Annotated in this window: 26 protein-coding genes and 1 riboswitch; of the genes, 10 read left to right on the top strand and 16 right to left on the bottom strand. The window is 38.5% G+C overall.

Translation table 11 applies throughout. The annotated features are described in order from the left end of the window. Positions 1-335: 335 nt before the first annotated feature. The 6 genes from MKZ14_RS07940 to MKZ14_RS07915 all read right to left on the bottom strand — a co-directional run bounded on the left by MKZ14_RS07940 (position 336) and on the right by MKZ14_RS07915 (position 8,795). The gene (locus MKZ14_RS07940; RefSeq protein ID WP_333005780.1) at positions 336-950 is read right to left on the bottom strand and encodes an HD domain-containing protein; all 615 of its coding nucleotides are present in this window, start codon (positions 948-950) and stop codon (positions 336-338) included. Positions 951-1,653: 703 nt separating this feature from the next. Beyond that, positions 1,654-2,697: a DUF917 family protein gene (locus MKZ14_RS07935; RefSeq protein WP_333005781.1), complete on the bottom strand. Its 1,044-nt coding sequence runs from the start codon at positions 2,695-2,697 to the stop codon at positions 1,654-1,656. Between the two features lie 16 nt (positions 2,698-2,713). Then, positions 2,714-4,288 carry an OPT/YSL family transporter gene (locus MKZ14_RS07930; protein ID WP_016994349.1) on the bottom strand — a complete coding sequence of 525 codons (1,575 nt, stop codon included), beginning with the start codon at positions 4,286-4,288 and terminating at the stop codon, positions 2,714-2,716. A gap of 22 nt (positions 4,289-4,310) precedes the next feature. Then, positions 4,311-5,063, bottom strand: a complete 753-nt coding sequence (locus MKZ14_RS07925) for an IclR family transcriptional regulator (protein ID WP_036076329.1) — start codon at positions 5,061-5,063, stop codon at positions 4,311-4,313. Between the two features lie 12 nt (positions 5,064-5,075). Then, positions 5,076-6,755, bottom strand: coding sequence for a hydantoinase B/oxoprolinase family protein (locus tag MKZ14_RS07920; RefSeq protein WP_339280795.1), 1,680 nt, complete (start codon positions 6,753-6,755; stop codon positions 5,076-5,078). A gap of 3 nt (positions 6,756-6,758) precedes the next feature. Beyond that, entirely contained in the window at positions 6,759-8,795 is a 2,037-nt protein-coding gene (locus tag MKZ14_RS07915) for a hydantoinase/oxoprolinase family protein (RefSeq protein ID WP_036076328.1), read from the bottom strand. Between the two features lie 524 nt (positions 8,796-9,319). Between MKZ14_RS07915 and MKZ14_RS07910 the strand changes: the two genes are divergently transcribed. Then, positions 9,320-10,650, top strand: a protein-coding gene (locus MKZ14_RS07910) for an IS3 family transposase (protein WP_339280167.1) whose coding sequence is annotated in 2 segments (ribosomal slippage) — positions 9,320-9,701 and positions 9,701-10,650 — 1,332 coding nt in all. Because the reading frame shifts where the segments join, the coding sequence is not laid out codon by codon here. 62 nt (positions 10,651-10,712) lie between these two features. On the opposite strand, the gene MKZ14_RS07905 is transcribed toward MKZ14_RS07910, so the two are convergent. Further along, a complete protein-coding gene (locus tag MKZ14_RS07905) occupies positions 10,713-12,392 on the bottom strand; it encodes a formate--tetrahydrofolate ligase (RefSeq protein ID WP_339280794.1) in 1,680 nt (559 codons plus the stop codon). Between the two features lie 213 nt (positions 12,393-12,605). Here MKZ14_RS07905 and MKZ14_RS07900 point away from each other — a divergent pair, with 213 nt between their 5' ends. Then, complete coding sequence (locus tag MKZ14_RS07900) at positions 12,606-12,806, top strand: cold-shock protein (RefSeq protein WP_004269397.1); 201 nt, start codon at positions 12,606-12,608, stop codon at positions 12,804-12,806. A 133-nt stretch (positions 12,807-12,939) separates the two neighbouring features. After that, positions 12,940-13,209, top strand: coding sequence for an amphi-Trp domain-containing protein (locus tag MKZ14_RS07895; RefSeq protein ID WP_016994894.1), 270 nt, complete (start codon positions 12,940-12,942; stop codon positions 13,207-13,209). Between the two features lie 363 nt (positions 13,210-13,572). Here the strand turns inward: MKZ14_RS07895 and MKZ14_RS07890 are convergent, their stop codons facing one another. Next, positions 13,573-14,358, bottom strand: a complete 786-nt coding sequence (locus MKZ14_RS07890; protein WP_016994895.1) for a VOC family protein — start codon at positions 14,356-14,358, stop codon at positions 13,573-13,575. Between the two features lie 149 nt (positions 14,359-14,507). Here MKZ14_RS07890 and MKZ14_RS07885 point away from each other — a divergent pair, with 149 nt between their 5' ends. Further along, positions 14,508-14,993 carry a flavin reductase family protein gene (locus tag MKZ14_RS07885; RefSeq protein ID WP_036076325.1) on the top strand — a complete coding sequence of 162 codons (486 nt, stop codon included), beginning with the start codon at positions 14,508-14,510 and terminating at the stop codon, positions 14,991-14,993. Positions 14,994-15,084: 91 nt separating this feature from the next. Here the strand turns inward: MKZ14_RS07885 and MKZ14_RS07880 are convergent, their stop codons facing one another. The 5 genes from MKZ14_RS07880 to MKZ14_RS07860 all read right to left on the bottom strand — a co-directional run bounded on the left by MKZ14_RS07880 (position 15,085) and on the right by MKZ14_RS07860 (position 18,988). Further along, positions 15,085-15,240, bottom strand: a complete 156-nt coding sequence (locus MKZ14_RS07880; protein WP_004269393.1) for a YezD family protein — start codon at positions 15,238-15,240, stop codon at positions 15,085-15,087. A gap of 71 nt (positions 15,241-15,311) precedes the next feature. After that, positions 15,312-15,407: riboswitch (SAM riboswitch) on the bottom strand. 170 nt (positions 15,408-15,577) lie between these two features. Then, complete coding sequence (locus tag MKZ14_RS07875) at positions 15,578-16,672, bottom strand: heparan-alpha-glucosaminide N-acetyltransferase domain-containing protein (protein ID WP_016994897.1); 1,095 nt, start codon at positions 16,670-16,672, stop codon at positions 15,578-15,580. After that, a complete protein-coding gene (locus MKZ14_RS07870; RefSeq protein ID WP_339280793.1) occupies positions 16,662-17,258 on the bottom strand; it encodes a TetR/AcrR family transcriptional regulator in 597 nt (198 codons plus the stop codon). The genes MKZ14_RS07875 and MKZ14_RS07870 overlap by 11 nt, the downstream gene beginning before the upstream one ends. A gap of 102 nt (positions 17,259-17,360) precedes the next feature. Beyond that, a complete protein-coding gene (locus tag MKZ14_RS07865; RefSeq protein WP_036076322.1) occupies positions 17,361-18,035 on the bottom strand; it encodes a phosphopantothenoylcysteine decarboxylase in 675 nt (224 codons plus the stop codon). Positions 18,036-18,106: 71 nt separating this feature from the next. Further along, positions 18,107-18,988, bottom strand: a complete 882-nt coding sequence (locus tag MKZ14_RS07860) for a LysR family transcriptional regulator (RefSeq protein WP_339280792.1) — start codon at positions 18,986-18,988, stop codon at positions 18,107-18,109. A 134-nt stretch (positions 18,989-19,122) separates the two neighbouring features. On the opposite strand from MKZ14_RS07860, the gene MKZ14_RS07855 reads away from it, so the two are divergent. Beyond that, positions 19,123-20,022, top strand: a complete 900-nt coding sequence (locus tag MKZ14_RS07855; protein WP_036076321.1) for a DMT family transporter — start codon at positions 19,123-19,125, stop codon at positions 20,020-20,022. Between the two features lie 36 nt (positions 20,023-20,058). Here the strand turns inward: MKZ14_RS07855 and MKZ14_RS07850 are convergent, their stop codons facing one another. Together MKZ14_RS07850 and MKZ14_RS07845 are read right to left on the bottom strand one after the other, a co-directional pair. Further along, on the bottom strand, positions 20,059-20,496 hold the full coding sequence (locus MKZ14_RS07850) for a general stress protein (RefSeq protein WP_036076320.1): 438 nt from the start codon (positions 20,494-20,496) through the stop codon (positions 20,059-20,061). A 189-nt stretch (positions 20,497-20,685) separates the two neighbouring features. Next, positions 20,686-21,126 carry a DNA starvation/stationary phase protection protein gene (locus tag MKZ14_RS07845; RefSeq protein WP_016994902.1) on the bottom strand — a complete coding sequence of 147 codons (441 nt, stop codon included), beginning with the start codon at positions 21,124-21,126 and terminating at the stop codon, positions 20,686-20,688. A gap of 217 nt (positions 21,127-21,343) precedes the next feature. On the opposite strand from MKZ14_RS07845, the gene pepF reads away from it, so the two are divergent. Together pepF and MKZ14_RS07835 are read left to right on the top strand one after the other, a co-directional pair. Further along, positions 21,344-23,158 carry an oligoendopeptidase F gene (pepF, locus tag MKZ14_RS07840; RefSeq protein WP_339280791.1) on the top strand — a complete coding sequence of 605 codons (1,815 nt, stop codon included), beginning with the start codon at positions 21,344-21,346 and terminating at the stop codon, positions 23,156-23,158. Positions 23,159-23,386: 228 nt separating this feature from the next. After that, the gene (locus MKZ14_RS07835; protein ID WP_333006533.1) at positions 23,387-24,370 is read left to right on the top strand and encodes an SEC-C domain-containing protein; all 984 of its coding nucleotides are present in this window, start codon (positions 23,387-23,389) and stop codon (positions 24,368-24,370) included. A 64-nt stretch (positions 24,371-24,434) separates the two neighbouring features. Here the strand turns inward: MKZ14_RS07835 and MKZ14_RS07830 are convergent, their stop codons facing one another. Beyond that, entirely contained in the window at positions 24,435-24,626 is a 192-nt protein-coding gene (locus tag MKZ14_RS07830) for a zinc-finger domain-containing protein (protein ID WP_004269383.1), read from the bottom strand. Between the two features lie 188 nt (positions 24,627-24,814). Here MKZ14_RS07830 and MKZ14_RS07825 point away from each other — a divergent pair, with 188 nt between their 5' ends. The 3 genes from MKZ14_RS07825 to MKZ14_RS07815 all read left to right on the top strand — a co-directional run bounded on the left by MKZ14_RS07825 (position 24,815) and on the right by MKZ14_RS07815 (position 26,960). Further along, positions 24,815-25,207, top strand: a complete 393-nt coding sequence (locus tag MKZ14_RS07825) for a ribonuclease HI family protein (RefSeq protein ID WP_036076318.1) — start codon at positions 24,815-24,817, stop codon at positions 25,205-25,207. Between the two features lie 231 nt (positions 25,208-25,438). After that, positions 25,439-26,236 (top strand): amino acid ABC transporter substrate-binding protein, encoded by a 798-nt coding sequence (locus MKZ14_RS07820; protein ID WP_339280790.1) that lies wholly within the window; start codon positions 25,439-25,441, stop codon positions 26,234-26,236. 67 nt (positions 26,237-26,303) lie between these two features. After that, positions 26,304-26,960: an amino acid ABC transporter permease gene (locus MKZ14_RS07815; protein WP_004269380.1), complete on the top strand. Its 657-nt coding sequence runs from the start codon at positions 26,304-26,306 to the stop codon at positions 26,958-26,960. Positions 26,961-26,970 lie beyond the last annotated feature (10 nt).

The following is a 26,970-nucleotide window of genomic DNA, read 5'->3' as shown; positions in this document are numbered from 1 at the left end:
ATTTCTCCTAATAATTATTAGTTCCTGCTTATTCCACAATCTGGCCCGATTGTGGAATAAGAAAACTGCATTCCATACAGTTTTTTTATCAAACTTTATTATAAATGATCGAACTTAATTATAAATCATCAATCTTTATTTAAAAAACCACAATAAAAAATACATCCATTATCTCAATAAAGATTTAATGGATGTATTTTTATATACGAAAAGTTTGATTATAAAGTTTGATTATATATAATCAAACTTAAATCCTCTAAACATAAGGTCTGGTTTTGTTTTGTTATACTATTTACCCTATATTATTTTAAAAAAGGCGGTTTTTGTATTATGTGCTACTGACCGATTTCTTGCTGGAGTTGCTTTAAAAAACTTTCCATAAATTGATGTCGTTCAAGTGCCATTTGCTTGCCCTTTTCCGTTACCATTAAATCTTTTAGCAATAATAATTTCTCATAAAAATGAGTAACAGACGAGGTATTTTTCTGACGATATTCTGTCTCTGACATAGTTGTTCGTGCTTCTTCTTCCTTATCATAAAGCTTGCGACCTTTTGCTCCACCATAAGCAAATGTTCTAGCAATGCCAATAGCTCCGATCGCATCTAAACGATCTGCATCTCGAACGATTTTTGCTTCTAATGATGTTGCTTCTAGCTCATTCCCACCATTAAAGGACACTTGGGCAATACAATCACGAATATGTTGCTTTTTTTCCTCGCTAACAGGTAATTCCGCAATAAGCTGTTCTTCCTTTTCCTTGCTATCGGTATACTTTTTGTCACTGACATCATGTAAAAGCACCGCTATTTTCACAACTTCTTCATCTGCTGTTGGCTCGCTATGTAGGATAGCTACTGCATTTTGATAGACACGTTCAATATGTTGAAAATCATGACTAGCATCAAATTGCTCATATATTTCACGTACTTTATTCATTAAATGATCCATAGTCTACACTCATTCCTTTCCTACAAAATTATACTGTATTTTATTACATAAGAGGTAATCTAGAAAAATTAAAAATCAAATCTATTTCAATTGACTAATTTTTCAGAATATTGCATGATGAACGTACAGAACAGCTATTTGTTCTGTACCTCATATTTTTCAGCACTGTACAACAGCTGTGTGTTTAACTGATTTAACATTAACTTCAGCGGGCTTACAATTGAATAACTGTTTAAAAGATGACGTGCGTATTGAAAACCAATCATCTAAACAAATAAAAGTGAACACTTTCCCTTAGAAATTCTTTGTTTAACCCGCATAGCCAAATGTACATGCCGAAAATGTGAACAACAGGTTAGTTTGTTGCATGACCAAAAGGATTTCGCCAGTTGTAGCAGAAGTGCATTGTTTTTTCATTACTGGTTGTTACCTTCTTCTAGTCAATTCCTTGATTATGTATGAACGTAGCTCCTCCCTTTAATGAAAATCGTACACAATAATTGCTTACAGCTTGTGAATATCACGTTTTATGAGTTGTGCAAATCAAGAAGAAAATTCATTTAAGCCATCAATGTATGAAGTGAAAAAGGAAGTAGGAACGATTGTGATAAAATGTATTACCCTCCCGCTGAAGGACAAATAAAAGCTGCCCATCTTACATTCAAGTAGATGATGGCAGCTTTTACTGTTTTGTTTTCTTTCTTTATAGAACGCCTTTGATCACTTCATCAATTTCCTGCAACAGTGCTTCGTTTTGCATTGTTGAACTTAATTTTAAGTTAGATTGGTCTACATGAATCACTGCGACATGCATTCCTTCTTGGATACTTGCACTTGGAACAGGAAGCATTTTCTCCGTATCGAACGTCATGATGAGATCTGGGAATTTGGATTGTACCTGTCCTTCCTTCGATAATGTCATATATTCATTCCAGAACGTCAGATGGTAATCACCCACTGATAACTTCCCGACATCGAAGCCATTTTCCTTTGTTAACGAATAATTTGTGACTTCACCTGATATAATGTGCACCCCATTCAAATACTGCAACACATGGGCTAGCTTTTCTTCAAAGGTTTGCCCTTTTAAGAAGCGATAGCCAAGCTCTATGGCCATTGTGATTGCATTTGGCGCTCCATGTTTTTGTAAATAGTCAATCGTCACAGGATTTCGAGTTACCCCTACTAGCCCACCTGCTAAAATAGATGCTTGACGTGCCGTTTTTGCGGTGCTGTGTAAATTCCCTTCCACAAAGCCTTGGACGGCGAAGTCATCTTTTCCTCCTGCATAAAATTGTACGGATTGATAGTCTCGTTTTTCATGGAGATTTAAAGAGCCCATGATTCCCGTTGGATGTGCTCGTCCATTACAAGGAGCATCCACAACCGGTACATTTAATAAGATGGACTGCAGCCAGCCATTGATCGTCGTGATGGCACCATTTTCATTGGTAATGATGCCCTTTAGACGTTGATTGGTATGGTTGTTCATATGGCGATAGCTCCAACAAAGCTGTTCATTCGAAATGTATTGATCGGCTGCTGATGGCGCACCTACCATTGCCACACAGGCAACTAAATCTTCTTGATCTAATTCGGTAATATCCACGATTTGAGGTTCGCCTGCTGCAAAGATTTCCTCTACCAGCTTGAGTCCCTCCTCTAGGAGACCACCGCCTCCACCGCCAAGGATTGCTCCTCCATAAACGGCAGCAATCCCATCCTCATAGGACAATACTTTTGTCATCCTCTATTACCCCTTTCTATTTCCCTATTTTTAGAATCGAAGAGAAGAAGCTATACAACGCATCCCCAGCAATGACACCTGCTGCAAAGACCGTCATTTCAGATTCTCTCTTACCTTTCGTCATATATGTGAAAATAACACGAAGTAAGATACCAGCTAATACAGCCCAACCAGCAATTGGATTGACAAGTAATAGACCTGTTGCAAATAAAATACCCATTTGACGTTTTGAACCACCGATTAGCTGAATTAATGCACCTGGAATCGCCCAAATCATTAATTGTTTCGCTACATCGCCTGTAACGCCTGATTGAATTGTTGCTGCATACACATGGTTAACAGGTGCTACTAAACCTTGTGCAAAATAAGATTTATAAGAAAGTAGTACAACTATTGCTGAAATGGAGAAGGCTAACATCCCAGCAATCATTTGCTGTTTACGTCCTTCTTTTTCTAAAGCAGGATCACTACCATTACCACGTAAAATGAAACCAGTTTTTAAGTCATAGCCCATATCCGCAAATGCTACCCCTGTAGCGGCACTATACCCTGCTAATAACGCAAGTGCTGGAGCTGGGAAACCAATTAAAATACCAACAATTAGTGTAATAAATGCCACTGCAAATGCTGGGAACCAACCCGCATGCATCGCCGCGATCCCTACAATTAGCTCATGGACAAATGCGGCAATCGTTGCAAAGATGATGAATCCTATTAACATACCGAAAGACATATGCGTAATAATACCACCTAAAATGGCGATTAATAACGCAATGGCTAGATAGGCAATAAATCCTACACCGAAGCCTTGACGAATTTCTTTTGGATCTTTCGAATAGCTTAACTCTTCTGACTTTTTCGCAGAGCGTTTATTCAATAATGTAAACGCTACTTGGAAAAGAGCCACAATGCCGGCACCAATCATAATACCATGTGGAATATAGTAAGCATTTAAGTCAACATTAAATAATTGAACAGAATAGCCTCTTAGTAAAAGACCTATCCCAAACATTGTCAGCGCCCAAATGTTACCGATGAACGCTACCCCAAAAGCTGACATTGGAATTTTCAACACAGATCCCACGATACCAATTAACACACCACCAATTAATACCTTTGCATTCTTACCGCCTTTATCGCCTGCTTTAATGGCTTCAGCTGTTGCAACCCCTGGTGGCCAAGTACCCGCTGCTGGGAAAATCTTTGTATCAAAAAATTTATATAATAATAAAGCATCAACAAACATCGCTAAAATAACACCGATAAACAATGGTAATACTAAATTTTCATAGCCTAATACATATGGAATACCAATTGGCAACATTAAACTACTTGCTGCACTAAATGTAGCAGAAGAAATCGCCGTTTGAATAATATTTTGTCTGTGTACAGATTTAAAGGCAATTAGCTTGCCAATCGGTATTCTTCCAAGAATCATCGCAAATATTGCCCCTACGATTGATGTATTGGCAGAAATCCCTAAAGTCGTAATTAGCTGTATCCCAATAATTGCCCCCACAACAGATGTTAAGACGATCATTAGTAGAGTTACAGGCTCTAAAGCCCTTGGATGTAATACTTTATTATTCATAGTGTCAGCTCCCCTATTGTTGTTATAATTTTGAAATGTGTGATTGTATTTGCTGAGCTACTTTCACTAACTGTTCAAGCATATTTTTCTCCCTTTGATCATCTAAATCATATACTAACCCAGAAATTGTAAGAGACGCAGTGATTTCCTTTTTATAGTTAAATAATGGTACACTGATGCCAAATGCATGTTCATTATACTCCCCGACGGTAACACACCAATTGTTTTGGCGAATTTGTTGCAGCTCTTCCTTTAATGATGCGAGGAAAGAAATTTGCTCTTCCTTCGATTGTTCCTCATGAAAGAAGGCGATTAATTCCAACTGCCTGTCCTCATCTAAATAAGCAAACATTACCTTACAGGAAGCACCGATGTAAAGGGGTGTCTTTGTTCCTAAAGACACCGCATACTTTACATTTTTATTGCTTTCGGCTATTTTCGTTGTGACACCATATTCATTGTCCATATAAGTAAGAAATACTGATTCATTGATTTCACTGGCAAGATTTTGCATCAATTCATAAATGGTCGAGTGAGGGTCTTTGGAATTCGATAACACATCATAAAAAAGATACATTTTATAACCTAATTTATATTTTTTCGTGTGTTCATCCTGTATTAAGTAACCCGCTTCTGTAAATGTATTAATGGTTCTTTGCACGACACTTGTCGGCAGTTTCATCATGCGTGAAATTTCACGAACACCTAATGCATTTTCTTTCGTTGCAAAGCATTCTAGTATATCCAATGAGTTTTTTAATGTCTTGACAGTCATCTATTTCTCCCTTTAAGCGTTTTGATAACCGTATCGCTCTTTCGCTACATCTACAGAAATATATTCATTTAATAGATCACGTTCAATGGCCTCTGTGCTTCGTTCATGTGGATGACCATACCCACCGCCAGTTGCTGTAACAAGCTCAATACGATCGCCTTTTTGCAATTCATAATTGGCAAGTACGCCAACAGGTCCAATTTTCGTTCCATCCTTTTTATGAATGATTAAATAGTTGTGAGAGCCTTCTCCACCACCATTTAAACCGAATGGCGCGAATTGATGTCTACCTAAGTTCACAGAAACCTTTTGACCATCATGATTGACTGTATAAACGCGACGAACACCTAAGCCACCTCTAAATTGACCAGCACCAGCACCGTCACAATTTAAGCTATATTCATCAATTTGAATACCATATTTTGTTTCTGCAATTTCAACTGGAAGATTATAAGTTTCACCATCTCCCATACAGTATTGCCCGCTTTGCCCATCCTCATCATTCGCTGCTCCCCAGCCACCAACAGATGGCTCAACAATTAGGAATGACTCATCATTTTCAGGATTTTTCCCAGTGAGAATAAACGTACAAACAGATTGTAGATGCCCTGCTGATAAGCGTTCTGGTAAATGTGGGGCAAGAGCTTTCCAAATGAGATCTGCTGCTCCAATACGTGCCTCAAAGTTCATAGACACAGGATGTGGACGTTTGGCTGAAACAATGGAATTGTCATCTGTGATAATCGTTAAGCGTTTAAAGACACCTTCGTTAATTACGTCAATATCGCCCAGTAATGCTAGGAACATAACGCGCACACTTGCCATTAAACCAAATTGAGAACAGTTCATTGGCACATTGACCGCAGGATGTGAGCCTCTGAAGTCACAAATAAACTCCTCATCACTGATTGTGACTTTCACTTTAATTGGATAAGGTCCACCTTTTAAAGGGTCGCCTTCAATAAAGTCCTCCGCATAAAATTCACCTTTAGGTAGGTGTTGAAGCTCATGCTCTACAATTTTCTTACCCTTGTCCAATAATTTTTGAATGGACAATTTCACCGATTCCGCACCAAACTTCTGACAAAGCTCTGCGATTCGTTTTTCTCCTGTTTTTAAGGCGGCTACTTGTGCAAACATATCACCAATTGAAAGCTCTGGTAAACGAACATTCGTAGAAATGATTTCATAGACTGCATCGTTCAATTCACCTTTATGATAAAGTTTGACACCTGGTAGCTGTAAACCTTCCTGATAGATTTCATTAGAATTACTTGTAAACGAACCAGGGTCCATACCCCCTACCTCTGTCCAGTGTGCTTTATTGGCAGAGTACGCAATAATTTCACCGTTGTAGAAAATAGGGAGAACTAAGCCGACATCCGATAAATGCGAGCCGCCTCCAACATAAGGGTCATTAATAATAATGACATCCCCTTCGTGTAGTTTTTTCCCATTATCAAACTTTTCAATAACACGCTGTACCATTGGACTTAGCATCCCAATAAAGCTCGTTACACCGTTCCCTTGACTAATTAAATTACCCTTGGCATCTGTTAAACCACAAGCGTAGTCTAATACTTCATAGATAACTGGGCTCATAGAAGAACGTGCTAGGGCAACAAACATCTCATCTCCTATAGCTAGCAATGAATCTTGAATAATTTCTACTGCAAAAACATCTTTTTTCATGTTTTATTTCCCCTCCATCTCTACAATCAAGTTGCCATATTTATCAATTTCAATCGATTGCTTGTCATTGATTACAACCGTAGATGTTGGATTTTCCACAATAGCAGGACCCGTAATGACATAGCCAGGTACTAATTTTTGTTGGTCATAGACATTGACCTCTACCCAACCTGTTCCCTTCACATATAAATTGCGTTGTGCCTTAATACATGTGGAATTGTCGATATGAGAGAAGTCTAGCTCTTTAAATTGAACCGCCTCATCTTTACCGTAGATTGTAAGATGTAAGTTGACTAACTCGATTGGCGTAGCTGGTAAATCAAAAGAAAACTCTTGTTTATGTTTGACGTGGAAGGCTTCAGCCAATTCAAGGAGCCCCACTTCATCAAGCGTAGTCGTCGATGCATTTAATTTAACGGCATGCTCTTGACCTTTGTAGCGTAAATCATAATTAATTTCAAAATAATAATGATCCTTTGATAATGGTGCATCTGCATAGGCATTGGCAATCACTTGATCAATATTTTCTTGAATAGCCGCAAGATGGTCTTTGTCAAAGTTCATTAAACTTGTTTGAATATAATCTTGTCGGTATTCAGTCATCATCATTCCTAATGCTGAAAAGACGGATGAGCCATAAGGAATAATGACTTTTTTCATGCCAAGTTCTTCTGCTAAATTAATCGCATGTAGTGGACCACCACCACCAAATGCCACCATTGTAAAGTCTTCAGGGTCATAGCCTTTACGAATAGAGATCAGCTTCAGTGCATTTAACATATTGGAGTTTGCAATATCTAAAATACCTTGTGCTGCTTCTTCTGCTGACACATTAAATGGTTTCGCAATTGCTTCTACAAGAGCCTCCTCCACTTTGTCAATGGATATCGGGTTATCAAAGTTTTCTAAAGATAATCTTCCTAAAAAAACATTGGCATCTGTAATTGTTGGCTGTGTATTCCCTAAGCCATATGCTACAGGACCTGGATTTGCCCCCGCAGAATCTGGTCCAACCTTTAATGAGCCAAACTGATCTACACGTGCGATGGAGCCACCACCATTCCCGATTTCGACAATATCCACTACAGGTGTTTTAATCGGATAGCCCGCAAATTTTTCATTTCTTTCAATATAGTAATCTGTTGTGACATTGACTTTGCCATCTGTAATCAGCGAGCATTTTGCCGTTGTCCCACCAACATCAAAAGCGATAATATTGGATTCATTGAGAAGTTGACCTAATTTTGCAGCTCCAAACATACCTGCTACTGGACCCGATTCTACAAGATTAATCGGTAGCTCCATTGCTTTATCAAAGCTTGTAGTCCCGCCATTTGATTGCATAATTTTTAAATGGTCTGTAATGCCAATTGTGCTTAGTTTCTCTTTTAAGCTTTTTAAGTAGGCATGTGCAATTGGCTTTACATAAGAATTAAGGACTGTTGTGTTTGTTCTTTCATACTCACGGTATTCTTTAATCGTTTCACTTGAAAGTGTGATATACACTTCAGGCCAAATTTTTAAAATAGCTTCTTTTAACTGTTGTTCATGAATTGGATTTTTATAGCCATGAATTAAGGAAATGGCAATCGCCTCAACCCCCAATTCCTTAAATTTATGAACGATCTCGTCAACTTCCTCGGTATTAAGCGCTTTCATAATATTTCCTTTAAAATCGATTCGCTCATCGATTTCTTGTCGTAAGTAACGCTCTACAAATGGTTCTGGCTTTTTATATTTGAAGTTATATAAGTCTGGTCGATTACCGCGTGCAATTTCTATAACATCACGGAAGCCCTTTGTTGTAATTAACCCAACTACGCCCCCTTTTCTTTCCGTTAATGTATTGATGATAACCGTCGATCCATGAATAAAAGATTCAATTAGAGAATCCTCCGTTACATGTCGTCCTAATACATTTAATATGCCATCCTCAAAGTGACCAGGTGTCGTATGTCCCTTATCAAAATGAAGATTTCCTTTTTCATCTGTGAAAACTAGGTCAGTAAAAGTACCGCCAATATCTGTTGCGATTTTCAAGACTTCATCCCTCCGTGTTCCTATTATCGGTACAGTGTTCCGAATTAGAATTAAATAAATTATATTTAAAAGAAAAAGAAAATTCAATGTATTTTTTAAATAAAAATTCATTTGACAATTGTCCTTCGTTGTAAAAATCCGCTCTATCTTTCCAATATCAGAGAACTATTGATAAAAAATACCAAACACATTTATATAAGGAAGGTTCTCATGATTTTTTTGCAACACAAAAAAGATCCTAGTTTTCACTAGAATCTTAAAATCGCTTTGAAAAAATTAATTTTTGTGAATTTTTACTCAAGGAATGGATGAGGAAATCATCCGAAATTTTACTTTTATACCATGTTTGCATTGTAGATAGACGATGAATTAGGTCACCTCCTACGAGCCATGTTTACCCATTATCAGTAAAAAAAGCTGCCCAATTAATAAACTGTACCCTATAAGATAGACACTTTGAAAAAAGTCTATCCTATAGGGTACTTTTGTTTATAATGAGAAAAAAGATGTTGGGGTAGAGTGAAATGACCAAAAGATATTTTACGAAAATGGAACAAGAACAACTAAAATGTAATCCAAATGTGCAAGCAGTTAGCGAGAAAGCGATCACATATACTGACGAATTTAAACGTCATTTTATTGCGGAAAATGAAAAAGGTAAATTCCCAAGAGAAATTTTTGAAAATGCAGGTTTAGATGTTGAATTAATCGGTATAAAACGAATCGAATCTTCAGGCAAACGCTGGCGAGCTTCTTATCGTAAAGCAGGTGTCGGAGGTTTACAAGATACACGTAAAACAAATTCAGGTAGACCTTCCGAACGCGAATTGACATTAGAAGAAAAATTGAAGCGTTTAGAGGCGAAAAATCGGTTACTTGAAGCAGAGAATGAATTGTTAAAAAAGCTCGATCTACTCGAAAGGCAGATGTTGAAGAAGAAATAAAAATCGCTACGACACTAAAATTTGAACTCATCCATCACACGATGAAAAAGTATAAATTAAAGCGTTTAGTCAGCTATTTATGTGATGTGATGGGTATATCTCGGTCTGGCTATTACAATTATTTTTTAGAAAAATCAGCTCAGAAGCGTGTGGAGCAAGAACAAGCAGATGAAGTGGTAAAGGAAATCATTTTAAAAGCGTATCATTTCAGAGGGCGAAAAAAAGGAGCACGTCAAATTAAAATGACGTTAGAAAATCAATATGGAATTACGTACAATCTGAAACGTATTCGCCGCGTGATGAAAAAATATCAGATTATCTGCCCGATTCGAAAAGCGAATCCAACTCGACGTATGGCAAAAGCAACGAAAGAACATCGTACGTGCCCAAATGAATTACAACGCAACTTTAAACAGGGTATGGCCGGAAAAGTGTTACTGACAGATATCACCTATTTAACGTATGGAAGCAGTAAACGCGCTTATTTATCAACGATTAAAGACGCTGAAACGAATGAAATTTTAGCGTATGAAGTGTCGTCTTCATTAAGTATAGATATTGCCCTCAATACGCTTCATCAATTGAAGAAACACCGCCATTTAACGGAAGATGCCTTTATTCATTCGGATCAAGGATTCCATTATACCAATCCACAATTCCAAAAACTTGTGAAGAAAATGGGGTTAGGACAATCCATGTCTCGCCGTGGAAACTGTTGGGACAATGCGCCACAAGAATCATTTTTTGGACATTTTAAAGATGAAACAACTATCGAGAAATGTGAAACATTAGAAGAAGTCAAACGAGAAATTAAGAGTTATATGATGTATTACAACCATTATCGAGGGCAATGGCATTTGAAAAAGCTGCCGCCTGCAAAATACAGACAGCAGCTTCAACAAGTTACCTAGCTTTTTTTAAAATGTCCTTTACAAAGGGTACAGTTTATAAGTAGGCAGCTTTTAATATTCTATTAGAACAATCCTACCGCATGTCCTTCATTATCGACATTCATGCGTAGGGCAGCTGGTGCTTTTGGAAGTCCTGGCATTGTCATAATATCGCCCGTTAGACAAACTAGGAAGCCCGCACCAAGCTTAGGAATAACTTCACGAATTGTGATGGTGAAGCCTTCTGGACGACCGAGTAAACTTGGTTGATCTGATAAAGAATACTGCGTTTTCGCCATACAAATTGGAAGAGAGTCCCAGCCGAATTTTTCGATTTGGGCAATTTGTTTTTTGGCTTGGTCTGTAAATTGTACATCTTTCCCGCCATATACCTTTTGCACAATCGTACGTACCTTTTCTTCAATCGACTCTGTTACATCATATAAAGGAGAGAAGTTGTTTTCTTCCTCTAGCACAGCTAGTACTTGCTCAGCTAAGGCTAGACCACCTTTACCGCCCTCTTCCCAGACATTCGTACGGGCAATACGAACATGATTTTCTTGACACCAGTTCAGAACGGCTTCTAGCTCAACCTCTGTGTCCGTGATAAAACGATTTAAGGCAATAATTGGTTCAACGCCAAATGTACGAACAGTATCTACATGTTTAGCTAAGTTTTCAATTCCTTGTAGGAGTGCTTCCACATTTTCGCCTACAAGCGCTGTTTTCGGTACACCTCCATGCATTTTTAATGCACGAATTGTCGCTACAATGACAACTGCGCTTGGTTTAAAGCCTCCCTTACGAGCTTTAATGTTCATGAATTTTTCAGCACCTAAATCAGAGCCGAAGCCCGCTTCTGTGACCACAATATCAGCTAGCTTACGAGCGGTTTGTGTCGCCATAATGGAATTACAGCCGTGGGCAATATTCGCAAATGGACCACCATGGATAATAGCAGGTGTTCCCTCTAATGTTTGAACTAAGTTTGGCTTAAAGGCATCTTTTAATAATAGTGTTAAGGCACCCTCTACCTGTAAATCACGTACAAAGACAGGCTCACGCTCGAAAGTATAGCCAATCACGATACTTGCGATGCGCTCGCGTAAATCCTCAATGCTTGTGGCTAAACAGAATACCGCCATAATTTCTGAGGCAACCGTAATATCAAAGCCATCCTCACGCGGCATGCCTTGAACAGGACCACCTAATCCCACCACTACCTTACGAAGGGCACGATCATTTAAGTCCATGACACGTTTCCAAATTATGCGTCGAGGATCAATGTTAAGTGCATTTCCTTGGTGGATATGATTATCAATAAATGCGGATAAGGCATTGTTAGCAGTTGTAATCGCATGAAGGTCACCAGTGAAATGTAAATTAATATCCTCCATTGGTATAACTTGTGCGTAACCTCCACCAGTTGCGCCACCTTTTACGCCCATGACTGGACCTAATGATGGTTCACGTAATGCGACCATCACCTTCTTATCTAATTGATGAAGGGCATCTGCTAGTCCAACAGTCACAGTCGACTTTCCTTCACCAGCTGGGGTTGGACTAATAGCTGATACTAATACTACCTTTGCATCCTCGCCCTGCGCAGTAATTTTTAATGGGTCAATCTTTGCTTTGAAGCGTCCATACTGCTCAAGAGCATCCTCTGGAATACCCGCAGCATTGGCAATTTCCGTAATAGGTTTGATCACTGCTTGACTAGCGATTTCTAAATCTGATAATGGTTGATTTTTCGTTGTCATTTGGCATCCTACTTTCTATGTTGTTCATTTCCATTATAGTCTTAATTGTGAAAAAAAAGAAAGCCAGATACGCAAGCATTTCGTCAATCAATTGACATCTTTGTTCAATTCCTGTATGTTCTAAGAGAAAATGCAATTTTTTCACATTTTCTCAATGAGAGCACCATTTATTTAACTTTATTTTACATTCAAGCGCATTGGAGGCGAATGCTTATGCAACAGGGGATCGTAAAGTGGTTCAATAATGAAAAAGGTTATGGCTTTATTGAATGTGATGATGGCGAAGATGTATTTGTTCATTTTACGGGCATCCAGGAGGAAGGCTTCCGTACACTTGAAGAAGGTCAAAAGGTTTCATTTGATGTTGTGGAAGGCAATCGTGGACCCCAAGCATCAAATGTGGTAAAACTATAAACATAATGGGGCTATCCGTGTAGTTCCAGATTAGCAGCGGATTAGGAAATGAATCGTTTCCTTCATCCGCTTTTTGTGCTGTTTTATAAGCTTAATGACCCCTCCATGTTATAATAGAAGTAATAGGATTTCGATGCAAAAACCAATGACAGAAGTTATTTTGAAGCATAAAGAACGACAAAGTGTAGCAGAATTTGCGGCAACACTGGAAACGATTGCAGAAAAGCTTAAAGAAAATGGTGAATTCACTTTTGTTCAAGGCACAGAGCCAACAGTTGTCAGCCCAAGTGAACAGCTCAAAATCGAATACTCCTATACAAAAAAGGGCGACAAGCATTCATTTGAAATTGAGTTTGATTGGTACACAGGTACAGAAACACCGAAAAAAATGACAATCGAATAATAATAGGCAGCGAAAATCCACTTCATCAAAGAAGTGGATTTTTCCATATTATTGAATAAAGAGCATGTCACTAGAAAAAGATCTTTTAGCAAGGTGAGGGGTTGATTTCGCTCTAGGGTCTCCTGTGTAACGCTAAATCCACAGGAAAGCAAGTAGCCTGTATCAGAAATTCTATTAATGGGTTTGTTTTTCAATACTTATGTAAAGAGGTTGGAGCAAAGGTGTTTCAGCCCATAAAAATACCGAGCTATCCACTAAAACGCTTACGAAGTGTTTCGGAATAGTCGGTTTTTCTAGTTATCATGTTTAAAGATTATTCGGCTTAATGAAGGTCCATGTTAGTTATGTTCCAGCCTTTTTTCATTATCGATTTATCCAATAAAAAGCACCTGGGCAAACTAATGTTTCCTTTGTTCGCTTAGGATCCTTTAATGTCACGCCAAATGGTCCCTCTTTGACATGACCGAGTGTCATTGCCTTCGCACTCTCTTCCTTGTAGAAATCTAAACGCATATTCGGTAGCTGTAGTGACATATACTGCTCATATTGCGTAGGCTCTGGTAGCTGTAGCACCTCTTGCCACAGCTGAACGGTTGCCTGCATGTCCCTGACATAGAATTGGACGGATTCCATCGTTATAGCCTGTTTTACATCAATGGCACCACTTGCCTTTAATTGAGCCAAACGCTCTTCATCTTCCTCCGCCCATTCAATCAAAAATGGAAAATCAATTGGAAGATCTGGCTTACCAAAATGCAGTAGCTTCCATTCTACCACTGTGCCATCTGGTCTTGTTCTGCTACATGCATCTGGCCCATATACTTCATAGCCCAATGCTCGCAAGCGCCGACCCTCTTCCTCAATATTTTTTGTACGCAGGGCAATTCGAGAAAATCCCTGGCGCTCTTGATCACGTTTAAACGTATAATGTAGGGAATATGGGTATTGTGCCGCTTGCTCAAATAAATCACGATCATAAATAGCAATTTGTTCAATATAGCTTAAGCCAAAGTAGCTTAACGTATTATAAGTCCCCCACATCGTGTGCTGCCCACCATTCACTGTATGAACATTTCGTTTATTGAAGAAAACCTTTATATTTTCTGGTGATTCCACTTGATGAACCAGATGATCAAAATATAAAGTCATGGCCATTCCCCTTTCTTTCCCCATTACCTTTACCTATATGTTTGATTAGTTTAAAATTTACTCAAGAAAAGGAGTTACTAGTAGGATATGAAAAAAAGTTTCGTTTACCTACAAACTCCGTTCACTAATTTCATAAAGAGGTGATTTGAATGACAGATTTAGTAGCTGCCTTTAAATTGGCATTAGGTAATTATCCTACAGGCGTAACAGTTGTCACGACATGTCATGACACACAACCTATTGGCTTAACCGTCAATTCCTTTGCATCTGTTTCAATCGACCCGCTCCTTATTTTGTGGTCACTCGATAAAAAATCTCAGCTCCATCCTTATTTCACGGCTGCGCCAAATTTTGCGGTCAATATTTTAGCGAGTGATCAAGAGCATTTATGTACACTTTTTGCTAGTAAAATCCCTGATCGCTTTGCACAAGCACAGTGGTCAACTTCCACTTTAGGACTACCGATTCTACATGATACAGCAGCTAATTTACAATGTAAAACATTTCAGCAAATCGATGCGGGCGACCATACCATTTTTATTGGGCAGGTGGTAGACATTACAAATGCTCAAAAAGAGCCTTTGCTTTATCATCGCCGTCATATCGGTCCCATACCAAAAGGCTTTTATAGCTAGCCTATCACACAAAAAAAGGGCCACTTGTAAGCACAGGATATCCTTCATGCTTATAGGTGGCCATTTGACATAAGTTCTACTGAAATCATTGTTATTTTTTCTGCGGAAATCTTTGCTTTTCAAGCCTATTAATTTGCACAATTACACCATCTTGAATCGTAATATGCACTTCACCAAATTCAAGATTTTGAATCGCCTTCGCAATTGCCTCTAGCTTCTTATCATCTACTTTTACTGACTGAGCCATACGAAACACCCCTTCTTTCTTATTCCTTATTGTTCATAAAGAGGCCAACGCATCAAACTGATTGATAGCCCCTCCTATCTCTCAGACACCATCTGTTGGATTTGGCACCTGTTTTTCGGTTGCCGAGGCTTCATTGGGCCAAGTCCCTCCACCTCTCTTGATAAGAGTACTGCGTTTCTTGAAAATAATTCTATAATTCCGCTATAGGAATGTCAATACAAAATATTAGAAAACCTAGTTGAATACTATGCAATATGTCGTTTAGATTAAAAGACTCCCTATACCTAAAGTATTTTATGCCTAGTCAGTGAGAAATAGATGGCAATCCATTAATTTATTACGAGCTCCATTTCCTCATTATGAATTCAAGTGGGCCTCGATGATGTTTAGCCCTCCACCATACAGAAACAAAGACACATCCTAAAAAGTAACAGCAGGCATACAGCATAGAAAAAGCAAGTGTTTGGTTCTCCAGCTTTTGGCAAACAATTAGTATTCCAATGCCTATAAAAACATGGCCAACATAATGCGTTAAAGACATTTGTCCAGTTAAGATTAAAGATTGAATGACTTTATTTTTATATGTCTCTACAAGATAGATGGAGCCCACGATAAGGACAATAGCCGAAGCCGAATTAGATAGGACATACATCATATTTGGTGGAATCGGTCCTGTATCAAATAAATACAATGCACTCTCTACATCCAATAAATGAATGGTTGTCATCTTAATGAATACTGTTGAACAAGCCTCAGTCATGATGACTAGCAATAAACCAGTCACCAATAAGATTTTTCGTAATGTACGATTTGTTAAATCTAATGTGCCGATTAACATGCCGATCAGAAAAAAACAAATCCAGGGGAAAAGTGGGTGATAGCCATTAAACAGCAAATTTCTAATAAATCCTACTGGTGTCCAAAAATCCAGATACTCTAGTAACACATATGTTGGATGCCAGCCAGCAAGGTAATTAAATTGAATTTGAAGCCATTGTGAAAGGATAAGAATGACACCGATAATAAACATCATCCTTTTCTTAGATTGGGCAATCAACCATGCGGCAACAAACATATACACGCCATAATAATGTAATATATCTCCTGTCCAACCGATCGCATATAGTACTATCCCTATCACGAATAACAAAAGCGACCTCTTCCACAAAATAAGTCGATTCTGACGAAGAAGCATGGGGTCCTTACTCTCTCTAGCCTGACGAGTCATTAAGGCTGTTCCTATTCCTGCTAGCATGACAAATACGGCCGACGCACGCCCCTCAAACATATTTTGTAAGGCAATCAACCGTGTTGAACCATTCGTTGTAGAACCTGTTATGACGCCAAAATTGACAATGAACATACCAAGCATAGCGAGAGCTCTTGCAAAATCAAGACCTTCAATGCGCCGATCATCATTTCTATTTGTCATCTTTGCCCCCTTGAATAACGCTATGTACAGCCTCCTTCCAAATAGCTCTATAGTTCAATTGGTTACCTGTTAACATGAAATTACCGATATTATCATAGACCAGGGCTAGCATCTGTGCCTTTGCTTCTATATGAGGCGTATCGTCTAGAACTCCTAGCCGCACACCCCATTGTAGGACTTCAACAAAGCTTGTTAAAAAGCTGGTTTCTAGCTCCACTAATTGTCTCTTATAGTTTTCATCGCGAGCCGCTAATAGTACATATTGATTAAATATTTTATTAAAATAAGGATCCTTGCCCTGTGCCTCAATAGACTTATAGCCAAGCTCGAGTAATTTTTCCTTAAAATTAGCGGAAGAAAGCTCTTTATAATCCACAGCGATATCCTGTTGAATTTCTTTATACAATTCGTCAAATATGTAAGCGATTAATTGATCTTTTGATTGAAAATAATAGTAAATGGCTGGTTTTGAAATACCTACCTCTGTAGCAATCATTGCTAAGCTTGTTTTTTCAAACCCATTTTCCGCAAACATCACATAAGCAATTTCTATAATCTTTTGAAAGGTTTGTTCTTTATTTCCCATTATTACCCTCCTTTTTTACCGACCGTTAAGTAAATATTATAGGATGCTAACCTTTTAGACAAGAAAAAACTGTGTAGAAATAGTTCTCTACACAGTTCACATTTATTGATTTTGTAAATGCATCATTAAAGCTTCTGCTGTTTTTTGCTTACCCATTACTTTAATAGGCTGTCCATCAGCAGGTACAATCCAATGAGGTTCATCCCCCCCATATAAAGACTGAGAGCTATTTGCTACCATAAATTGAGCATTGGCTGTTTCCATACGCAGTCTTGCGCGAGCTAACAAGAATTCCTCATCATTCGTGGCTTCGAGCTTAAAGCCTACTAATGTTACATTCGGTTGCCAGCCCTTAATTTGACCTAATACTTTTGGCGCTTTTTTAAAATGAATAATAGGTGGTTCGTCAGAAGGCATTTTCCCCGTTTCCTCCATTAAATTACCTGATTGATCATATACTTTGTCAATGACCCAATCAGAGCCCGCAGCCGCCATAATGACAATATCGATATGTTGTTGTTGAACTGCATGACGCACCTTTTGTCCTAAATCCTCTATGCCTTCAAATTGTATCAATGTCATATCATTTTGGTTTTCTGGGAGCTGTGCAAAGTAACCATGCATGTATACTACATTAGCGCCAGCAGCCAGCGCCGCCTCTGCTAAATAACACCCCATTGTGCCTTTTGATAAATTCGTGTGACCTCGTACACGATCCCATTTTTCAAGTGTTCCCCCACTTGTAATCAGTACGGTTTTGCCCTGTAATGTCCCCATACACTCACCTATTTTCTGAAATATATACAATTACTATTTTAACGTAATGTAAGGATATGCTTCAATAGCCACTATTTTAGGGAGCTGTTTTGCTCTTTTAGCCAAGCACTTAATATCTCTGCAAATTTCTTTGTGACGGGCGAAGCATGATGTTTCATAGCAATACCAATCGTTCGGTAGCCACCTTGCTTTAATGGAATCGCTTTCAATGTTGGCGGTAAATTTTGAATAACCAACTGAGGTAAAATACTGATCCCTAAATGATGAGAAATCATGGAAAGAATCCCTACCTCCTCAGAAAGCTCAAAGCGGATATTCGGCTTGACATGATATTGCTCTAATAGCACCTTGACATCATTTGTCCCTTTATAGGAAGTCATAATAAATGGCATATCCTCTAGATCTACGATATCAATTTCTGTCTTATTAAATAAAGGACTTTTATCCGAAACAATACATAACAATGGGTCCTGTTGGAGCTCAGTGAACTGATATTGCTCTGACTTTTGACCATTCAAAAATCCTGCTTCCACTTCACCGCTTAAAAGCCATTGTTCAATTTCATAGTAATCTCCCTCTCGTAACTCCACCTGAATCCCTGGAAATTGATTATCCATGATCTGAACAATTTCTGGCATCCAATTCGAGGAAATACTCGATATTACACCAATTCGAACCTTACCGCGTGTCACCCCAAGAATATGAGCTGCTTCCTGTTGCAATAATTCCTGAGCATCCAAAACCTGACGCATTGCCCTTAGCATTGTTTGTCCCTCACTCGTTAATGTTACACCTACCCGACTTCGATGAATGAGAGCAAAGCCAAACTCTTTTTCTAAACTTGATACGGCATGACTCACAGCAGACTGTGTTAACCCTAGTGCATCCGCTGCTTTTGTAAAGCTTGCCACCTCTGCCACCTTTGTTAAAATCTCATATTTAACTAAGCTCATCCGCAATCCCTCAATATACATGAATTTTTTTAATCCTATTCATTATAAACATTCGTTTTACTAATCACAATACAAGATATATAGTAATTTTTAGTATAAAAACTGTTTTAGTACACAGATGGTAGGTGAACATAATGAGTATCCAAGGAAAAGCAAATGTATTGATGGTTATTGTCACAATGTTTTGGGGGCTCTCTTATACCTTTATGGTCATGGGGCTAGAAACGTTGGCAGTTTATAATGTGGTGGCATTACGTTGTATCATCGCATTTTTCGTAGCAGGACTTATTTTTTACAAACGGATGATCAAAGTAAATGGTAAAACATTAAAATATGCGGCTATTCAAGGATTTTTACTATTCATTGTGTTCGCGTTAAGTTTATTTGGTTTACAGTCTACTTCTGTTTCAAATGCTGGCTTCATCTTGAGCCTAACAGTCGTGTTAGTGCCGATTTTCAGTAGCTTTATTGAAAAAAAGTTACCTTCACGTGCAGTTAGCTTTGCGATCATTTGTACCATGATTGGGATTACCGTCTTAACAGCACACGGCACATTCACTTTCCATAAAGGCGATTTATTAGTCGCAATTGCTGCGTTAGGTTATTCAATTTATTTACTTTTAAATAGCTCATTCACACGAAATGTAGAGTCCATTTCATACGGAATTTATCAGCTTGGCTTTGCTGGTATTTATGCGCTAGTGTTAACTTTTCTATTCGAAACACCAACATTGCCAAACTCAACAACTTCCTGGATTGCTATTTTAGGGCTTGGCATCATCTGTAGTGCGTTTTGCTTTGTGGGTCAAACTGTTGCACAACAGTATACTTCTGCTACACATACAGGTCTTATCTTCTCCTTAGAACCTATTTTTGCCGCTATGTTTGCCATGATGTTTATCGGAGAAGGCTTAACAATGAAATTAATGATTGGTGGTAGCTTTATTCTTATTGGTAATTTAGTGGCTCAATTAGAGCACTTCCATGCCCTACGCTTTATAAAAAAAGACGCACAAGAAAAAGTCATACAGTAAAACAGAGTGATCACTGGGATCACTCTGTTTTACTCTTTATAAAAATCTTCTATATTGCTCTGCCTCTATCATACGTTGTTGATTTCTTAAACGCTCCTCTTGCTCTTCAGCAGTCTCTGGATATGTTTGGAGTGTATCAACATCATCCTCATGCTCTGCATATAAAACAATACTGCCTTGTTCTACAAGGTGTGCATAGTAAGCGATTTGTCCCTCTGACAGATTAAATCGTTTTAAGCCCTCTGTAACGGCTGAGTCGCCTGTAAACCAAGATTTAAATTGGTCTACCCAATTTCCAGCCTCATGCGTTTGCACATCGGCATCCCATTTTACATCCTCAAACTGTTGGGGATCTCTCGCAATAATATGAATATCGTCTTGGTGATAACCTTCCATTCGCATATTCTCTAAAATGTGAAGCATTTCATCCCTTGTATGGGCCACCTCAATTTTTGGATTTTGTTCATTCATCATGTTCAATTCCTCCTATGTTGTATGGCTTACTAGATAATTACCCGCACTGCACACAAGCAAACCCCTTTTACTCAACTGTAATAATTGTTAAATTGCCTTAAACTACGTTGCCCATTTGACATAATGCCTTCAGGGCAGAAAAAAACATGCTGGAGAGAATGTCTTCTCCAGCATGCCAATTGTCAATTTTTACTTGTCAAGAAAGGCTTTTAACATCCATGTATGCTTTTCAAGAGACTGGTACATGGCATTGAGTAAATCCTCTGTACGGTCGTCTCCTTCTTCTGCAGCTAGCTCCATTGTAGAGTTTAAAGCTTTCATCAGCTTTTGGAAATCTGAGATTGTCGTTGCAACCATGTCCTCTGTCGTTTCTTCACCTGTAGCTTCCTCTACATAGGATAGCTCTAGATGCTCTTTTAATGTCGCCACTGGCTTGCCATCCTTTGATAAAATACGCTCTGCTATTTCATCTAAATTCAATGTTGTTTCATTATACAGCTCTTCAAATTTTGCATGTAATGTAAAGAAGGCTGGACCTGTGACATACCAATGATAATTGTGTAGCTTTGTATAAAGCACAGACCATGTCGCCACTAGCTTATTTAGTTGTTTGTTTAAGTTTTGTGTCATAATCAATTTCTCCTCCAATATGTCTCGTTCTAGCCATTAGTATGCGTAATTAAAGATGTTGGCTATACACTCATTGTTCCCGACCGACAATATTTCAAACATCCTTCATAAGAAACGATTTAGAGTAAGAATATTTCAACTATTCTACGAAATTATTTCACTTTCCGAAATAGTTTCGTTATAATGAAATCACTTATATGTAAAGGGGTGTCCATAAATGAAAGTTTTACCATTACGAAAAGATGTTGCAGCAGAAGAAACTTGGGATTTAACAGATTTATTGAGCAATGAGGCTGATTTTGAACCTACCTTAGCACAATTAGTGGAAGATGCACTTAGCTTCGAGCAACAATACAAAGGTACGATTACAAATGCACAAAAAGTAATTGACGTGTTAACAGCCTTTGAAGAGCTGCAAAAAAAGTTTGTTCCGATTGGCACATATGCAAGCTTAAATCTCGAAACAGATCGCACAAATGATGTAGCCCAAATGCGTGCGGCAAAGTTTGGTACAGCTATCGGAAAAGTCAGCAGTGCACTATCCTTCGTGCGTAGCGAGTTACTGGCATTGGATGAAGCTGTTTTACAAGAAGCAGCAGCATTAAGCCCTCTTTACAAACGCTATCTAGAGGAATTATTAAAACAAAAACCACACCAGCTCCATCCTGAAGTGGAAAAAGCGCTGGCAGCCTTCAGTGCCACATTTGACGCGCCATATAAAACGTACAATACGACGAAATTAGTGGACATGGATTTTGGCGAATTTGAAGCCAATGGCGAAAAGCATCCTCTTAGCTTTGTGCTGTACGAAAATGACTGGGAGTTTGAAGCAAATACAGATGTACGCCGTGCTGCATTTCAAGCTTTTTCAAACAAGCTACGCGATTACCAGCATACAACGGCACAAGTATATAACACACATATTCAACAGGAAAAAACAATGGCTGACCTAAGAGGCTTTAATTCTGTCATTGATTATTTATTATTTGATCAAGATGTCGATCGTTCCCTCTATAATCGTCAAATTGATTTAATTACAAAAGAGCTTGCCCCGCATATGCGTCGTTATGCAACGTTAATTCAAAAAGCCAACGGAATCGACCAAATGACATTTGCAGATTTAAAAATTGCGCTGGATCCTGAGTATGATCCAAGATTATCAATGGCTGAGGCAAAAGAATATGTTGAAAAGGCCTTAGCCGTTATGGGTGAAGACTATAATCAATTAATGGAGAGAGCCTTTAATGAACGCTGGATTGACTATGCGCCAAACAAAGGAAAATCTACAGGGGCATTCTGCTCAAGTCCGTATGGTAGCCATCCTTATATTTTAATGTCTTGGAATGAACAAATGAATGAAGTCTTTACACTTATTCATGAGCTTGGTCATGCTGGGCATTTTGCAAATACGTATGAGCATCAGTCTTATCTTAATAGTCGACCATCTCTGTACTTTATTGAAGCGCCATCGACAATGAATGAAATGCTGTTAGCGAATTATCTACTAACACATAATGATGATCTACGCTTTAAACGTTGGGTGATTTCCAATATTGTAGCGAAAACATATTATCATAACTTTGTTACACATTTACTAGAAGCTGCCTATCAACGCAAAGTCTATGAATTAATTGATGCTAGAGAAGCAGTGAATGCAACCATCCTCAATCAATTAAAACGTTCCGTATTGGAAGATTTCTGGGGTGATACAGTCGCTATTTCTGAAGGTGCTGAACTCACATGGATGCGTCAGCCCCACTATTATATGGGCCTTTATCCATACACATATAGTGCAGGGTTAACCATCTCCACACAAGTGTCTCAACGTATTTTAAAAGAGGGCGCTCCAGCTGTTGAAGATTGGCTAGCAGTTCTTCGGGCTGGCGGCACAAAATCACCAGTGGAGTTAGCGCAAATGGCTGGGGTTGATATTACGACCGACCAACCACTTCGTGATACAATTGCCTACATTGGCCATTTAATTGATGAGCTTGAACGTCTGACAGTGGAAATCGAAGCCGTTCAGCAATAATTTAACTAGAAAACGGTCCTGCCTATTCAAAGGTGTAGGTCGTTTTCTTTTTTTAGTTCTAAGTAGAAAAATACGTACATATACTAGAATCAGGGCGTCCCTCTACATTTTTTAGATATTTCAAAATAGACAATCATTTTTCTTCATACAAAAGTACCGTTATTATTAATAGTACGCAAATTATTTAGCAATATACGATTAACAATGATTAAAGGAAGTGTTCTAATTATGGTAAAACGTAATGATCCATGCCCATGCGGTAGCGGCAAAAAATATAAAAAATGTTGTGAAGGCAAACAACAAGTAACAGTGGAAACAGTACAAATCGAAGAATTAGAGCGTGTGCTACAAACATTTTACTTAGAATATCCTGAACGTAAAGATGTTCGTGCCTATATTGAGCATGTGGGCACATGGCAGCCTAAATTAGAGAGCGTTTTACAGCGAGAGCTAATCGAAGCCATCGCTTTAGACGACTTTTTCTTCCATCAAGAGCCATCTATTTGGAAAAATTATCTGAAGAAAACGAAGAAAAAGGCGGTAAGACCTTCTACGGTCAAAGTACTTGAAGATTGGTCTCAGCCTACTTTATTTATTGGTACAGTGTCTGTTGTTGAGGAAAAATATTTCAAGGCTAATCATTTACTTACAAATGATGAGCTTTATATTCGACGTGAAAATAACAAACCAATCCCTGAAGGTATGCATGTATTTGCCTTCATTTTACCAGATGGTACGAAGAAATCGTCTCATTATTTAGCTGTGTCTACACTGATTTTCTTCCCAGAGGATCATGCGAAGGTCTTTGAAGAATTCAAGAAGAGCTTTGAGGCTTCAGAGAAGAAGGTTGGCTCCTTCTTAAAAGAAGAGCACCTAGCATTCTGGGAGTTATTAGTATCAAATGGCTATAAAGGTGAGGAATTCTCCAACTTTGAGAGCAATGTCCTGACACAAGTAAAAGACTTCTTAGAGCAAAATGAGCGTGAAACAGCACCAATGCTTGAGCTTTTAGAGGACTATTTAATTGAAGGTCAACCGACTGCACGTAAAGAAGCAGCCATTGCAGCTGGTGCAATTCGTTATGGTCAGGAAAAAGAACTATTCGAGTCTCTATCCATGACCGTGAAAGAAATCGCTGCAACATTTGATATTTCGGCTTCCTCTCTTACAAAGTATTACCAAGACTTAAGCAGCTATGCTGAAACGAAATAATCATGACAATTAAAGAAGCTACATGTATTAGCGTTTCTAATACATGTAGCTTTTTCTCATGTGTTCATTTACTATAAACTTTTAAAAGCTCTTCCCCTAGGAACTGTAGCTTTTCTCCAACTGAACAGGCTTCAATGCAGAAACGATGAGCCCCTGGTTTACCACGTTCTTTACGTAATTGCTTAATTACTAAGCAATCCGAACAATACGTATCATGCAGTTCGTCAATATCCTTCATAACCGTCACTTTATCCATGTCGAACTCTCGCTCCTTTCACGTCCAAAATTCACTTCCTACTATTATGAAGCGTTCAATTTCTACACGCAACTATTTTGTTTGCTTCCTACGTATTTTTTTCAAACACGAATTGCTCACAAGGATGCTTTGCACCATAGCCTTGTTGTACAATTATAGAGAAAGTCAAAATGCAAAGTAGGGATGATATGTTAGAAGTTTATATAGATGCTGCCAGTGCAGGAAATCCTGGTCCAAGTGGGATAGGCATATTTATTAAAGGTGAAGGTCACCATATCCAAATCAGCGAGTATATTGGTGAGACAAACAACCATATTGCTGAATTCACGGCATTGGTTCGTGGCCTAGAAGAAGCACAAAAGCTAGGCTCCCCACTTGTCTCGGTGCGTTCAGATTCCAAAATCGTTGTCGCCTCTATGGAAAAAGAATATGTGAAAAATGAGGAATTTAAACCTTATTTAGAAAAAGCTTTAGCGCTTGCCACAAGCTTTGATTTATTCTTTATCAAATGGGTGCCCGACTCACAAAACAAAGCGGCTGATGCCCTGGCCCGCAAAGCAATTCAAAGCAAAAATAGTTAATCTCATTTCACAGGACTGTTCGTTAGGAGCAGTCCCTTTTTCTTTCCCCTATTCTTCAGTTACTTATTATCCCCCATTTCATTATTTTATGATATGCAAAAAAATGCTAGAAAACGCCGCTCATTTTCTGATTAATCCAAAACGATATTGACATTGTTAAAGCACGATGTTATCCTTTAACACATTAGTAGTTTAGCAAACGAAAGCGATAGATTATAGGGGGAAACAAAAATGAAACGTGGATTGACTTTATTTATGATGCTGACAGCTGTCATCGTTTTAGCAGCATGCGGTACTTCAAAAGAAAAGACAGCAGAAAAAGACGAAACAGCAGCAGATCAAGAAAAAATTATTATTGGAATTGACGATAAATTTGCACCAATGGGCTTCCGCGATGATAAAAATGACATCGTTGGATTCGATATTGATTTAGCTCGTGCTGCAGCAGAGCATATGGGTGTTGAAGCGGAATTCCAGCCAATCGATTGGAAAACAAAAGAGGCTGAATTATTAAGTGGACGCATTGATTTAATTTGGAACGGTTATACCATTACAGATGAGCGTAAGGAAAAGGTTTTATTTACAAAGCCTTATCTTGAAAACTCTCAAGTTGTGATAACAAAGGCAGATTCAAAGATTACAAAGCTAAGTGATTTAGCAGGACAAGAAGTAGGTATTCAATCCCTTTCATCTGCGGCAGATGCATTAAACGGTAACCCAATTCACAAAGACGTGAAAAAAATTACAGAATTTGCGGATAATGTTTTAGCATTATCAGACTTAAAAACAGGCCGTGTTGATGCTGTGGTAATAGATGCTGTAGTTGCAGAATATTACATGACACAAGAGCCTGACACATTCAAATTATTAGAGGAATCACTCGCACCTGAGCAATACGGTATTGGTGTGAAACCAGGAAATGAAGCCTTATTAGAAAAACTACAAGCTGCGTTAGACAAAATGAATGAAGACGGTACTGCGGCTGACATTTCAACAAAATGGTTCGGAGAAGACAAAGTATTAAAATAATGACAGGATACATCAACTGTAAGAGTTTCCTTAGTGGAACTCTTACTCTTTTTGGAGGGACATCGTTATGGCGGATTACTGGCAAACTATGATATTACCGATGCTAGAAGGGGCAAAAATGACAGTTTTACTGTTTTTCATCGCCATTTTGGTATCGATTCCATTCGGCTTTTTACTAACACTCGCCGTAAAAAGTCGGATTAAACCACTCGCTTGGCTTGCACATACGTATATTTATATCATGCGTGGTACACCACTATTACTGCAATTATTATTAATTTGCTTCGGTTTACCTATGCTACCAGTAATCGGTGAATATTTAGTACTCGATCGTTTTGTGGCCGCTTGCCTTGGCTTTATTTTAAATTATGCTGCCTACTTTGCAGAAATATTCCGTGGTGGTCTTCTTGCCATCGATAAAGGACAATATGAGGCAGCCCAGGTACTCGGCTTATCCAAATGGCAAACGACCACACGTGTTATTTTGCCACAAATGTTTCGTGTCGCCTTACCCGCATTATCAAATGAATCCGTTACACTAATTAAGGATACAGCCCTGCTTTATGCAGTTGCTGTTCCAGAATTACTACATTTTGCGCAAACAGCTGTCAATCGTGACTTCACAATTACACCGTTCTTTATTGCGGGTGCAATTTACTTAGTCATGACCCTTGTATTGACCGTGTTCTTTAAATGGCTGGAAAAACGCTTTAAATTCGAATAGAGGTGACACA

The sequence above is a fragment of the Lysinibacillus sp. FSL P2-0066 genome, from assembly GCF_037969495.1.
GTDB lineage: Bacteria > Bacillota > Bacilli > Bacillales_A > Planococcaceae > Lysinibacillus > Lysinibacillus boronitolerans.
This window is presented reverse-complemented; position numbering and strand designations above follow the sequence as displayed.